Genomic DNA, 13,111 nt, shown 5'->3' on the forward strand with positions numbered 1-13,111 from the left:
GCCGATGGTACTGCAGGGGGGACCCTGTGGGAGAGTAGGACACCGCCGGACACCATTCACGATGGCCACCCAGAAATGGGTGGCCATCGCTGTTTAACCACCACCTCGGATCCCCGCTGCTCACTGGAGCGCGGTGCGGGTTAGGGTGGTGAGACGGTTACGGCCGTCCTCCCCGCCCTCGGGCGGGTCAACTCCACAGAGCATCACCACGACAGGCGAGGAACGCATGGACGACTCAGGATCCGACCGCAACGACCGGGACTCCGGACGTCGTGACGAGCGGCCGCCTCGCGCCGGCGGCCCCGGCCGCTCCTCGAACGATCGCGGCGGCTCGGGCGATTCCCGCCCCCGCCGCGACGGTGATGCTCGTCCTCCCTATCGTGGCGGTGGCGACTCCCGTCCGCAGCGTGATGGTGACTCGCGTCCTCCGTACCGCGGTGGTGGCGATTCCCGTCCGCAGCGCGACGGGGACTCTCGTCCTCCGTACCGTGGTGGTGGGGACTCCCGTCCGCAGCGTGATGGGGACTCCCGGCCTCCTTACCGTGGCGGTGGGGATTCGCGTCCGCAGCGTGATGGTGACTCGCGTGCTCCGTACCGCGGTGGTGGGGATTCCCGTCCGCAGCGCGACGGGGACTCGCGTCCTCCTTACCGTGGTGGTGGCGATTCGCGTCCGCAGCGCGACGGGGACTCCCGTCCTCCTTACCGTGGCGGTGGGGATTCGCGTCCGCAGCGTGATGGTGACTCGCGTCCTCCTTACCGCGGTGGCGGCGACTCTCGTCCGCAGCGTGACAGTGACTCTCGTCCTCCTTACCGCGGGGGTGGGGATTCCCGTCCTCAGCGCGATGGGGACTCCCGTCCTCCTTACCGTGGAGGTGGGGACTCCCGTCCGCAGCGGGAAGGTGACTCGCGTCCTCCCTATCGCGGTGGCGACTCGCGTCCGCAGCGGGACGGTGACTCTCGGCCTCCCTATCGCGGTGACGACTCTCGTGCCCAGCGTGACGGGGACTCCCGGCCTCCTTACCGTGGTGGTGGAGATTCCCGTCCTCAGCGCGATGGGGACTCCCGCCCTCCCTACCGTGGTGGCGGCGACTCCCGTCCGCAGCGTGACGGTGACTCGCGTCCGCCGTTCCGCGGTGGATCGCGCGACGGGGGAAGCCGGCCGTGGTCGGACGATCGTCGGGGCGGCGGAGACCGCCAGGGCGGCGGACGCGGACGCGAGGGCTTCGGCGGCGGACGCGGCGGCCCCCGCGAGGAGCCGGAGCTCACCGAGGAGGAGCGCGAGCGGCGCTCCCTCCAGTCGGTGCGTCCGCGCCACGACGACCCGGACCTTCCGGACGACGTGCAGGCCAAGGACCTCGACAAGGTCGCCCGCAACGAGCTGCGCACGCTCTCGAAGGACAACGCCGAATGGGTCGCCCGTCACCTGGTGATGGCCGGCCGCCTCCTCGAGGAGGACCCCGAGCTGGCGCACCGCCACGTGCTCTCGGCGGCCCGCCGCGCGGGACGCATCGCCGTTGTCCGCGAGTCGCTGGCAATCTCGGCGTACGCGACGGGCGACTTCGCCCTGGCGCTGCGCGAGCTGCGGACCTTCCGTCGGATCTCCGGCTCGGACGAGCAGGTGCCGCTGATGGTCGACTCCGAGCGCGGCGTGGGCCGGCCCGACAAGGCGCTCGAGCTGGGTCGGTCGATCGACCGCACCACGCTGAGCCCCGGCGCGCAGGTGTCGCTGGCCATCGCCATGTCCGGCGCCCGCCTCGACCTCGGGCAGGCGGAGCTCGCTCTCATGGAGCTCGAGATCCCGCAGCTGGACCCGGACCGCGCGTTCTCGTACAGCCCGGATCTCTTCGCCGCCTACTCGCTCGTCCTCGAGGAGGTCGGCCGCTCCGAGGAGGCGGCCGAGTGGCAGCGTCGCGCTGACATCGCGGCGCAGGCCGTCTTCGCGGCCGAGGGCGGCGGTGACGACGAGACGATCGAGGTGATCGAGGAGGAGCACGAGTCGGCGGAGGCCGAGTCCGCTCCCGATCGCGTTGAGGAAGGGACCGCGGTCGACGACGCGGACGACTACCTGGACGACGAGGACGGCCCGACCGCCGTCGACGACGCGGACGAGGACGAGGTCCACCGGACCTTCTCCGAGGAGATCGCCGACGACGACGACGCGGACGCGGACGACGCTGATGCGACCGCTGGCGCCGAGGCCGACCTCGTCGACACGGACGAGCCGACCTTCGCGGACGAGTCCCTCGAGTCGGACGATCTCGCCGAGACGGACCCGGATGAAGCTCTCGACTCGGCTGACCCGACCGCCGACGAGTCGGTCGAATCCGCCGACACCACCGAGGAGGACGGCGATGTTCCGCAGCAGCAGGACTGAGCCCACTCCGCTCGACGGCCGCGACTCCGTCCTGGCCGACCTCGACGGGGTCGTCTACAAGGGTGCCGACGCGATCCCCTTCGCGGTGGAGAGCCTCAACCGCGCGGCCGAGACGCTGCGCGTCGGCTACATCACCAACAACGCCTCCCGCACGGACGCCTCCGTCGCCGGGCACCTCTCCGAGCTGGGGCTGAGCGTCCGGCCCGAGGACGTCGTCACCTCCCCGCAGGCGGCGGTCGTGCTGCTCGCCGACCTGGTCCCGGCCGGCTCGACGATCCTCGTCGTCGGGGCGGAGGGCCTCACCTCCGAGGTCGAGCGCGCCGGGTTCACCGTGACGCGCAGCGCGGAGGACTCGCCGGCGGCGGTCATCCAGGGCTTCGCGCCCACGGTCGGCTGGGAGCAGCTGGCCGAGGCCTCGTTCGCGCTCCACACGGGGATCCCGTGGGTCGCGACGAACACCGACTGGACGATCCCCGTCGCCCGCGGCATCGCCCCGGGCAACGGGACCCTCGTCTCGGCCGTGCACACCGCGGTCGGTCGGCTCCCGGTCGTCGCGGGCAAGCCCGAGCGGGCCATCTTCGACGCGGCGACCGTGCGCTTCGGCTCGACGAACCCGCTGTTCCTCGGCGACCGGCTCGACACCGACATCGCCGGCGCGAACGGCGCCGACATGGAGAGCGCCCACGTGCTCACCGGGATCGACCGGGCCAAGCAGCTCCTCGCCGCGGAGCCCAAGCTCCGGCCGACGTACATCCTCGGCGACCTGCGCGAGCTGCACCTGCCCTACCCGGCGACGACGGTCTCGCGGAACGGCACGCACGCCATCCGCGGCGCCAAGGTCCGCCTCGACGGCGACTCCGTGGTGATCGTGGACGCCGGCGACGACGCGACAGATCTGCTGCGGGCCGCCTGCTCGGTGATCTGGTCGTCCGGCCGCGCGATCTACGGCCTCGACGTGCCGGAGTCGCTCTACAGCTGAGCCTGCTCGGCGGGCTCCCGGCGTCCCTCGCGGCGCAGGAGCCCGTCGAGCCGGCCGGCCAGACCGACCGCGACGATCGCGATCAGCGCGGCGTACGAGAAGGTTGCGGCGAAGACCCCGGTCCCGGCCCCGATCAGGCCGGTGACCGCCGCCGCGAGGAGGCCCGTCAGCGCGAGGGAGACCGAGGCGCCGGTCGAGTCGGCGATCTGCAGGGCCGAGCTGTTGAAGCCCTCCCGGCCCGGAGCGGAGAGCGCGAGCGTCATCGTCCCCATCCGCGGGAACATCGTGCCCATGCCGCCGCCGGCCAGGAACCAGCCCACGCCCGCGACGATCGGGCTGAGGGCGAGCACCGTGACGAGCAGCACGACTCCGATGCCGGCGAGCACGAGCGACGTGCCGAGCCGCATCGCTCCGCCGTGGCTGAGGCGGGTGCCCGGGCGTCCCTGGAGGTTCGAGCCGAGAGCCCAGGAGACGGCGCCCGCGGTGAGCATGGCGCCCGAGAGCCAGGGCGGCAGGCCGTACTGCTCCGAGAGCAGCAGCGGCAGGTAGACCTCGGTGCCGAAGAACGCCGCGGCGACGAGGGCGCGGAGGAGGATCACCGACGGCAGGACGCCCCGGGCGCGCAGCGTGCCGACGGGCAGGAGCGCGCGAACCGCCACGACCACGATGACCACAGCGGCCGCGGCCAGGAGGCCGGCGAGGTCGGGCGCGAGCTCGGCGCTCGTGCTCAGCACGACGACTCCGGCCGAGACGACCACGGCGCGGGCGATGCGGCCCACTGCCCGGCGGTCGAAGGGGAGGCGCTCGCGCGGCTCGAGCGAGCGGAGCGTCGGCGCGATCGCGGCGCTCGCGAGGGCCACCAGGGCGACGACTCCGAAGAAGACCCAGTGCCAGCTCGCGAGCTCGGCGACGACTCCGGCCACCAGCGGCCCCACCAGCGACGGCACGACCCAGGCCGCGGCGAAGGCGCCGAAGATCCTCGGATGCAGCTCGCTCGGGTAGACCCGCGCGACGAGCACGTAGAGGGTGACGGTGATCCCTCCGCTGCCCAGCCCCTGCAGCAGGCGGGCCGCCACGAAGACCGGCATCGACTGCGCGGCGCCCGCGGCGACGAGCCCCAGGGTGAAGAGCAGGATCGCGACCACGAGCGACGGCGTCGGGCCGCGGCGGTCGGCCGAGGAGCCGGCCGCGACCATCCCGACCACGGCGGCGGCGAGCGTCGCCGCGAAGGCCAGGGGATAGAGGGCGCGGCCGTCGAGATCGGCGCTGACGATCGGCATGATCGTCGTCACGGCGAGCGACTCGAACGCGCAGAGGAAGACGAGGCTCGTCGTTCCGATGGTCGTCAGGAGGAGGGGAGCCGAGGTGATGCCGCGGCGATCACGAGAACGCACCTGCTCAACAGTACGCCGAGCGCACGGCCGGTCAGCGGTAGACGGCCCAGTCGTCCTTCGCGAGCACCGTCGGGGTGCCCTCGATCTCGACCAGCCAGCCGCGGTCGTCGCGCTCGAGGTAGCGCCCCTGCACGATCTCGGGGGCCCAGCCGCCGTCGCGGGAGGAGATCCAGCGGACGAAGCGGACGGTGCCTCCGCGCCGGAACAGTGTGCCGTTGTGGTCGCTCATGCGGGGATCTTCTTCACGGAGAGGTCGTCGGGCGACGAGGTTTCGGGGAGGAGGTGGAGGCCGAGGCGGCCGTTCGAGGCGTTCGAGAGCTCGCGCAGCCAGTGCGGGTTCAGCTCGATCGCGGCGGTGCCGTCGTACTCGTAGCGGGTGGGGATGCCGGGGTGGAGCCACAGTTCGGACCGGCGGCCCTCGGCGTCCTCGATCGTCAGGAGGAAGCCCTCGCCGCGGCGGAACCGCGAGGTGATCACGGTCTGGAGGTGGGCCAGGGCGCGGTCCTCGAAGGAGTGCGAGCTGGCGGGTGCGCCGTAGAGCAGTCGTCCCATCGCGCGCACCTCCTCACCGTCGGCGGCGCACGGAAGGCGTGCCGCACCGTCGACACTAGGTATTGCTAAGTCGGTTGACTAACAGTCTCGGCGCCGACTGCGCTTTCGGGACACACGCCGTCCGATCGCCGGAGAAGTGGTTCGATGGGTGCAGCGAGTTCCCGTCCGGGGCGCCTGCCGCTCGGAAGGTGCACCTCGATGGACGCTCGGCCAGACCTGTTCGCTCTGCTCGCGCGATTGCGCACGGCGGAGCGCGACTACGACGGCCGTGTGGAGCGGCGCCTGGGCATCGGCGCCACGGATCTCGCGGCCCTGCGGCTGATCGGAGTCGGGGAGCGGCGCGACGAGATCGTCCGCGCCGTCGACCTGTCCGCGGCCCTGTCGATCACGACGGCGGCCGTCTCCCTCCTCGTCGACCGCCTCGCCCGCGCCGGCTACGTGGACCGCACTCCCGACCCGTCCGACGGCCGCGGCCGCATCCTCTGCCTGACGGAGCGCGCGCAGAAGGCCATCGTCGGCACCGACGACCCGACCTACGAGCAGATCCGCGCGATGGTCGCGAAGGTGCCCGAATCGGAGGCCGCGACCGTCGCGGTGCTGCTCGACGGCCTCAGCCGCATCCTCGAGGGGCAGCCGCCGCCCGAGCTCGTCGACTGATCAGCTCTGCAGGGTGGCGCTCGGCGACTCGCCGAACCGCTCCGCGTAGGCCGCGCTGAAGCGGCCCGCGTTCCCGAAGCCCCAGTGCCGGGCGACGGCGGCGACCGTCGTCCCGTGGGGCGGGCTCGCCGCCAGCTCCACCCGGGCGCGGTCGAGCCGCACCAGGCGCAGGTAGGCGATCGGGCGCATCCCGAGCACCCGCTGGAACGCGGACTGCAGGCCCCGAACGGTCAGGCCCGACGCCGCCGCCATCTCGGCGGGGCCGATCGGCTCGCTGCAGTGGGCGTGCACGTACTCGACGGCCGTGCGGATCCGTGCGTTCCGGGGGGCGAGGAGCTCGGGCGGGACCGGAGCGGACTCCGGAGGGTAGAGGTCGAGCAGCGCGGAGGCCGTGGCGCGGGTGAGCTCGTCCCAGAGCAGCGGCTCGACGCGCTCGCTGCGCAGCGCGCGGGCGGAGTCGGCGACGGCGGTGCGCCAGCGGCGGATCGCCGCGGAGTCGGGGCGGTGCTCGGAGTCGAAGACGAGGGACCCGACGAGGCCCCGCTCGGCGGCGACCCGGTCGACCACTCCACGGTCGAGGTGCACCAGGCGCTGGTCGAAGTCGACGTAGTCGAAGGCGAACGGCCGGCCGACGGGGAAGAGGACGGGACGGTTCTCCTCCATCGCGATCGAGGCGCGGCCGACGTCGATCCGGCCGGAGCCGCCCACGATCCACTGCACGACGACGTCGTCCGAGTCGCCCACGCCGCCCGCGAGGCGCCCGGACATCCGCGAGGTGCGGAGGGTCATCCCGCAGTCGCCGATGGCCGCGTAGCGGTAGCTGAAGTCGGCCGCGGTGGTGGCGGCGCGCCACTCGTCGCCATTGTAGAGCCGCGCGAGGCTGTGCCGCGCCTCGTCCGGATCCTCGCCGCGGGCCTCCAGCCGGACGCGAGGGTGGTGATCGTCCACAGGTCGTTCCGGTGCCTCAGCGCGTGAGGCGCTCGATGAGCTCGCGGTAGCGCGCGGCCGTGCGCTCGACGATCTCGGACGGGAGGGTCGGCGGGAGGCCCTGGCCGTCCCAGTTGTCGGAGAGCCAGTCGCGCACGATCTGCTTGTCGAACGAGCGGCCGCGGATGCCGGCGTCGTAGTCGTCGGCGTCCCAGTAGCGGGAGGAGTCGCTGGTGAGGACCTCGTCGCCGAGGGTGACGACTCCGGTCCCGCGGTCGACCCCGAACTCGAACTTCGTGTCGGCCAGCAGCACGCCGCGGGCCAGGGCGATGGTGGACGCCTCGCGGAAGACGGCGAGCGAGAGGGTGCGCAGCGCCTCCGCGGCCTCCTCCCCGACGATCTCGACCGTGCGCTCGAAGGTGATGTTCTCGTCGTGCTCGCCCTGCGGGGCCTTCCACGCCGGGGTGTAGATCGGCTCGGGGAGCGGGTCGCCGTCCTGGAGGCCCTCGGGGAGCGGGACGCCGCAGACGGAGCCCGTCTCCCGGTACTCCTTCCAGCCGCTGCCGGAGAGGTAGCCGCGGACGACGCACTCGATCGGGAACATGTCGAGCGTCTTCACCAGCATCGACCGGCCGCGTACCGCCTCGGGGATCGCGCCCGGGATCAGATGGTTGGGGACGTCGGAGAGCTGCGCGAACCACCAGAGGGAGAGCGTGGTCAGCAGCTCGCCCTTGCCGGGGATCCCGGGCTCGAGGACCGCGTCGTACGCGCTGACCCGGTCGCTGGCGACGACGAGCATGCGGTCGGCGCCGAGCACGGGGTCGGCATCGTCGGGGGTGTAGAGGTCGCGCACCTTGCCGGAGTAGGCGTGCTGCCAGCCGGGCAGCGGCGCCGTGGTGTCGAAGGACAGGGAGTCGTCGCGGGTCACCGCACCATTCTCCCCGATCCGGGGGGCTCCGCGGCTCCTGAAGACCTCCTGTGTCCTGGCGGATCGGGGCTGTCAAGCACGCGCGGCCGCCGATCCCGCGCGCCTAGCGTCGAGACATGACCTCGCAGAACGACCAGACTCCGCAGAACGACCAGTACACGTTCCAAGACCCGACCGCGATGTTCGCCGACATCGACACGGAGGCCCAGTACCAGGAGGGCTCCGGCCTCGACTCGAAGATGGACGACCCCGCCGACCGCGGCGAGTCGACCTACCGCGGCTCCGGCCGTCTGACCGGGCGCAAGGCGCTCGTCACCGGAGGCGACTCGGGCATCGGCGCGGCCGTCGCCATCGCCTACGCCCGCGAGGGCGCCGACGTCGCGATCGTCTACCTCCCCGAGGAGGAGTCCGACGCGAAGAAGGTCGTCGCGCTGATCGAGGAGGCCGGCCGCACCGCCGTCGCCATCCCCGGCGACATCACCGACCACGACTTCGCGGTGGGCGCCGTCGCGAAGGCCGTCGAGGGCCTGGGCGGACTCGACATCCTCGTCAACAACGCGGGCAAGCAGCAGCACGTCGAGGACTTCCTCGAGCTCTCGGACGAGCAGTTCGACGAGACCTTCAAGACCAACGTCTACGCGATGTTCTGGATGACGAAGGCGGCCGTGCCGCACCTCGCCCCGGGCTCCGCGATCATCAGCACCTCGTCGATCCAGGCCTACCAGCCGTCGCCGATGCTGGTCGACTACGCCAGCACGAAGGCCACGATCAACACGTTCTCGAAGGCGCTCGCGCAGCAGCTCGCGCCCAAGGGGATCCGCGTGAACGTCGTCGCCCCGGGCCCGATCTGGACGCCGCTGCAGACCGCGGGCGGCCAGCCGTCCGACAAGCTGCCCGAGGTCGGCTCGCAGACGCCGCTCGGACGCTGGGGCCAGCCGGCCGAGCTCGCTCCCGCCTACGTGTTCCTCGCCTCCCCGGAGTCGAGCTACGTCGTCGGCGAGACGCTGCACGTCAACGGCGGCATGCCCACGCCGTAACACTCGGCGCTCACGGCGGGCCCGGTCGCGGCGCGGAGGAACCCTCTTCCGCGCCGTGGCGGGGCCCGCCGTTTTGGTTGTCGTAACAATCGACTGCTGTGCAGGTTCGTGCGCGAGAGTCGGTGCATGACCGATTCCCTGCCGATCCTCGACCTGTCCCGCCTCGACCAGGGGGAGGCGGAGGCCGCCGCCTTCCGCCGCGACCTCCGGGAGACCACGCACGACGTGGGATTCTTCTACCTCGTCGGCCACGGCGTGCCGCAGGACCTCCTCGACGACGTCGTCGCCGTCTCCCGCCGCTTCTTCGACCTGCCGGAGGAGGAGAAGCTCGCGATCGAGAACACCCTCAGCCCGCAGTTCCGCGGCTACACCCGCTTCGGCGCCGAGCTCACCAACGGCGACGTCGACTACCGCGAGCAGGTCGACATCGGCATCGACCGACCGGCCGTTCCCGCCGGGCCCGGCGTCGCCGACTACGAGCGCCTCGAGGGGCCGAACCTCTGGCCCGAGGCGCTGCCGGAGTTCCGCGAGGTCTTCGAGCGCTGGCACGCGGAGCTCGCGGCAGTCGCGATCCGGCTGCTGCGCACCTGGGCCGTCGCGCTCGACGCCCCGGAGGACGTGTTCGACGAGGCGTTCGCCGAGCGGCCGTTCTCGCTGGTGAAGGTCGTCCGCTACCCGGGCACCTCCGACCCGGAGCCCAAGCAGGGCGTGGGCGCGCACCGCGACGGCGGCGTGCTGACGCTGCTGCTGGTCGAGCCCGGCAAGGGCGGCCTGCAGGTCGAGCACGACGGCTCGTGGATCGAGGCACCCGCGATGGAGGGCGCGTTCGTCGTCAACATCGGCGAGATGCTGGAGCTCGCCACGGGCGGCTACCTCAAGGCGACGCTGCACCGCGTGATCTCGCCGCTGATCGGAACGGACCGGATCTCGATCCCGTTCTTCTTCAATCCCGCGCTCTCGGCCACCATGCCCTCGCTCCCGCTGCCCGAGGAGCTCAAGTCCGGCCTCTCGGTCGACCCGACGAACGCGCCGATCCTCGAGACCTACGGCGAGAACGCGCTGCGCTACCGCCTCCGGGCTCACCCGAACGTGGCGGCCGTCCACCACGCGGACCTGCTCGCTCCCACCGTCTGACCCGGGACGACGAAGGGCCCCCTCCCGCGCGAGCGCAGGAGGGGGCCCTTCGTCGTCAGTGCGTCAGCAGCGCGCGGCGGCCACGGGGACCGTCGCGGTGAACGCGGGCTGGCCGGTCGCCGATCCGGTCACCGTCACCGTGCCGGCCGGCATCGAGGCCAGGCGGGTGGTGAAGGCGGCGGAGGCGGACGATCCGGGTGCGACCGCGGTGAACGACTTCGAGCCGTAGGCCGAGGCGATCGTGACGTCCGCGGCAGCGGTGTCGGTGTTCTTCACGGTCGCGGTGAGCACGATCTTCCCGGCGACGCAGCGCGTGGCGACGGCGGGGACGAGCTCGAGGGTGTCCAGCGGGACGGCGGCCGAGACCGACGTGCGCACCAGCTTGTCCGGGTACCCGGTGTAGGAGGCCGTGACGCCGGTCACGCCCGCCGGGACCGAGACGCTCGCCGAGCCGCCGGAGAGCGGGACGGTCGAGGTCCACGAGCCGCCGGTGAAGGTGACCGAGCCGACGACGTCGCCCCTGTCGGCCGCCGCGACCGTCGCCGTGACCGTGCGGCCGTCGGCGGTGAGGGTCGTGGTGGAGTCGACGGCGGTGACGCCGGTCCAGTTCTTCATGGCGGTGAGGACCGTCTGCGGGACGCTCACGAACGCGCCGTGCCTCGGGCTGGCCGGGAGGCCGGCGCGGCTCTTGGGCGAGACGTTCCAGTCGGCCGACTGCGAGAGGCGGTTCGTCTGCGAGCTGCCGGCGATGGCCGCTCCGGAGGTGAGGAAGGCCTTGTAGCCGCCGTCGCCGTAGTTGTCGACGAGGAAGGCGTAGCCGTCGCCCGTGCCGGTGGTGTCGTTCGGGTCGCCCGCGTTCAGCTTGATGATCTCGGGTCCCTCACCGGCCTGGCCGGTCTCGAGCGAGGTCATCCGGGTGTCGGTGAGCTGCCACGTGGTGTTCGGGTCGGCGCTCCAGTTGGAGGAGGTCGTCCCGGCGGTCAGGACCTTCGACTTCTCGAGGAAGATGTCCTTCCCGGCCTCGAGGGTGCCGGCGGCGCCGCCCTCCTCGTTCTTGGTGAAGCGGTAGTAGTAGTCGCCGATCTTCGTGATCGTCGAGTCGATCCGCGCGTAGCCGGTGTCCTGCCAGGTGGCGGGAGGAGCGGTGAAGGTGCGGAAGTCGCGGGTGATCACGGAGAAGACGCGGGAGTAGAGCTTGTCGTTGTTGGTCTTCGTCGCGTCGGAGTAGAGGCGCGAGGAGAAGAACACGACGTAGGACTGCAGGGCGTCGTCCCAGTACGCCTCGGGCGCCCAGGTCATTCCGGCGGCCGGCTGGTTCACCGTGATGCCGGTGTCGGCGCCGTTGGTGCGGGTCCACTGCACCAGGTCGGTCGACTCCCAGACCTCGATCTTCAGGCTGCCCTTGGACTGGGCGTCGCCCCAGCCGGTGCCGCAGGAGATGCAGAGGTCGGTGGCGACCATGTAGTACTTGTCGCCGTTGTGCGAGCGGAGGATGAACGGGTCGCGCAGGCCCTTCGTGTCGGTCGTCGAGGTGATGACCGCCTTGCCGCCGTTGACCGGCGAGAAGGTGAAGAAGTCGTTGCCCGAGGTCGCGGCCTGGTAGATCTTCTCGTCGCCGTCCGACTTGAAGTACGCCGAGGCGTAGCCCGCGTCGGGAGCGGTGCGGCCGAGCTCGGCGACCGTCAGCGTGAAGGCGCGCGTCTCGGTGACTCCGTTGAGCGTCGCCTTCGCGGTGAGGGTGACGGTCCTGTCGCCGGAGCCGTAGGCCGGCCGGGTGACGACGCCGCCGCCGCGGTACGGGTCGGCCGCGCCGACCGCCGGAGCGGCGTAGGACGTGTTCGTCGGGGTGACGAGCGCCGGGTCGGACGAGGTCCAGGTGATGTCGGTGCCGTTCTTGGCGCCCTTCACCGCGAGGGGGAGGTTCTCGGTCGTGCGCGTGGCGAGCTTCAGCGCGTCGAGGTCGTCGTTGATGCTCGGGGCGAGCACGACGACGTCGAAGGCGATCGTCGCGCCCTGAGCGGTGGTCGCCGTCAGAGTCACCGGGGTGTTCTGCGCGATCGTGCGCGAGACGACGCCGGTGGTCGAGACGACCGCGCTGTTCGAGGAGGTCCAGGTGAGCGGGACGCCGCTGCTGGAGGCGGGCAGCGTCAGGTTCGAGGAGACCTGGGTCAGCGACGGGTTGCCGGCCAGCAGGACGGGCTGGATGTCCGAGCGCAGCAGGGCGGAGGTCGCGGACGCCTTCGCGTCGGCGGTCGGCATGCTCGAGGCGACCTGCTCGGCGGTGAGGGAGGTGTCCCAGAACTTCACGTCGGTGACGTCGGCGGTCACCAGGGCGTCTCCGGTGTAGAGCGAGCGCCCGAGGTAGCCGAGCGTGGATCCGGTCGGGACGATGCTCGCCATCGACTTCGTGGTGTTCGCCGTCGAGATCTGCGTGCCGTCGCGGTAGAGGGTCAGCACGGTGCTCGACCCCGTGCCGGTGCCGACGAGCGTGAGGGTCGTGAACCCGGGGTTCAGTGTGCCGCCGAACGGCATGCGGGTCTCGCCGTTGCTGGTGGGCTCCTTGACGCGGATGCCCGCGAGGACCTGTCCGCTGGGCGAGCCGTCCGGGTTGCGCGGGTTCACGAAGACGTGGTTGCCGAGCTGCGTGGTGTTCCACGGGCCGACGCCGTCGCCGATGACCCAGCCGAACTGGTTGGCGGTGGTCTGCGTCTTCACCGTGTACTCGACGGCGAAGGCGTTGTCGGCTCCGGTGACCAGGCCCTGGGGGAGGCTCGCGTAGCCGTCGTTCTTGAACCGGGCGACCTGGTCGCCGCCGGCGTTCGCGAAGGAGGCGTCGGTGAGGCCGGTCAGGGTGGCGTTGCGTCCGTTGCCCGAGATGTCGAGCAGGGCCGAGCCGGCGTGCGACATGTCGTAGTGCGCGGTGGGCGCCGGGACGTCGACGGCCTGCGCCGAGACGGGGACGAGAGCACCGGTGAGGGCGACGCTCGTGCAGGCGAGAGCGGAGAGGAAGAGGGATCGCACGCGGCGCCGAGGCGCGGCGGCAGGGGGCTCCGGGGAGCGTCGTCTCATCGTCGAGACCTTTCCTTCAGGGGAGGGATGCGTCGAGCCGAGGGGACCGACGCGTGTGTT

Annotated in this window: 12 protein-coding genes; 5 read left to right on the plus strand and 7 right to left on the minus strand. The window is 71.9% G+C overall.

The genetic code is table 11. From position 1 onward, the window contains the following. Nucleotides 1-235: 235 nt before the first annotated feature. Entirely contained in the window at nt 236-1,315 is a 1,080-nt protein-coding gene (locus C5B92_RS17295) for a hypothetical protein (protein WP_181028788.1), read from the minus strand. Here C5B92_RS17295 and C5B92_RS09740 point away from each other — a divergent pair. Beyond that, a complete protein-coding gene (locus tag C5B92_RS09740; protein WP_181028789.1) occupies nt 1,301-2,374 on the plus strand; it encodes a hypothetical protein in 1,074 nt (357 codons plus the stop codon). The two genes, C5B92_RS17295 and C5B92_RS09740, sit on opposite strands and share 15 nt — an antisense overlap. Further along, a complete protein-coding gene (locus tag C5B92_RS09745; RefSeq protein WP_104256554.1) occupies nt 2,352-3,353 on the plus strand; it encodes an HAD-IIA family hydrolase in 1,002 nt (333 codons plus the stop codon). Before C5B92_RS09740 ends, C5B92_RS09745 begins: the two co-directional genes overlap by 23 nt. Here the strand turns inward: C5B92_RS09745 and C5B92_RS09750 are convergent. From C5B92_RS09750 to C5B92_RS09760, 3 genes are read right to left on the minus strand one after another with little or no spacing between them, the layout of a single operon-like run. Beyond that, nucleotides 3,344-4,747 carry an MFS transporter gene (locus C5B92_RS09750; protein WP_258061328.1) on the minus strand — a complete coding sequence of 468 codons (1,404 nt, stop codon included), beginning with the start codon at nt 4,745-4,747 and terminating at the stop codon, nt 3,344-3,346. The two genes, C5B92_RS09745 and C5B92_RS09750, sit on opposite strands and share 10 nt — an antisense overlap. A gap of 31 nt (nt 4,748-4,778) precedes the next feature. After that, a complete protein-coding gene (locus tag C5B92_RS09755; RefSeq protein WP_068256013.1) occupies nt 4,779-4,976 on the minus strand; it encodes a hypothetical protein in 198 nt (65 codons plus the stop codon). Continuing rightward, the gene (locus C5B92_RS09760) at nt 4,973-5,299 is read right to left on the minus strand and encodes a hypothetical protein (protein ID WP_104223794.1); all 327 of its coding nucleotides are present in this window, start codon (nt 5,297-5,299) and stop codon (nt 4,973-4,975) included. The genes C5B92_RS09755 and C5B92_RS09760 overlap by 4 nt, the downstream gene beginning before the upstream one ends. 198 nt (nt 5,300-5,497) lie before the next feature. On the opposite strand from C5B92_RS09760, the gene C5B92_RS09765 reads away from it, so the two are divergent. Continuing rightward, nucleotides 5,498-5,956 (plus strand): MarR family winged helix-turn-helix transcriptional regulator, encoded by a 459-nt coding sequence (locus C5B92_RS09765; RefSeq protein WP_104326055.1) that lies wholly within the window; start codon nt 5,498-5,500, stop codon nt 5,954-5,956. Here C5B92_RS09765 and C5B92_RS09770 read toward each other — a convergent pair whose 3' ends face one another. Together C5B92_RS09770 and C5B92_RS09775 are read right to left on the minus strand one after the other, a co-directional pair. Next, nucleotides 5,957-6,904 carry a helix-turn-helix domain-containing protein gene (locus C5B92_RS09770; protein WP_104256555.1) on the minus strand — a complete coding sequence of 316 codons (948 nt, stop codon included), beginning with the start codon at nt 6,902-6,904 and terminating at the stop codon, nt 5,957-5,959. It abuts the gene before it with no gap. Between the two features lie 16 nt (nt 6,905-6,920). Continuing rightward, on the minus strand, nt 6,921-7,811 hold the full coding sequence (locus C5B92_RS09775; protein WP_258061329.1) for a phosphoribosylaminoimidazolesuccinocarboxamide synthase: 891 nt from the start codon (nt 7,809-7,811) through the stop codon (nt 6,921-6,923). Between the two features lie 116 nt (nt 7,812-7,927). Between C5B92_RS09775 and C5B92_RS09780 the strand changes: the two genes are divergently transcribed. Next, a complete protein-coding gene (locus tag C5B92_RS09780; RefSeq protein WP_104223791.1) occupies nt 7,928-8,848 on the plus strand; it encodes a glucose 1-dehydrogenase in 921 nt (306 codons plus the stop codon). Between the two features lie 126 nt (nt 8,849-8,974). Further along, the gene (locus C5B92_RS09785) at nt 8,975-9,982 is read left to right on the plus strand and encodes an isopenicillin N synthase family oxygenase (RefSeq protein ID WP_104256556.1); all 1,008 of its coding nucleotides are present in this window, start codon (nt 8,975-8,977) and stop codon (nt 9,980-9,982) included. A gap of 63 nt (nt 9,983-10,045) precedes the next feature. On the opposite strand, the gene C5B92_RS09790 is transcribed toward C5B92_RS09785, so the two are convergent. Continuing rightward, nucleotides 10,046-13,003: an immunoglobulin-like domain-containing protein gene (locus tag C5B92_RS09790; RefSeq protein WP_258061330.1), complete on the minus strand. Its 2,958-nt coding sequence runs from the start codon at nt 13,001-13,003 to the stop codon at nt 10,046-10,048. Nucleotides 13,004-13,111 lie beyond the last annotated feature (108 nt).

Source organism: Rathayibacter sp. AY1A4 (genome assembly GCF_002930955.1).
GTDB lineage: Bacteria > Actinomycetota > Actinomycetes > Actinomycetales > Microbacteriaceae > Rathayibacter.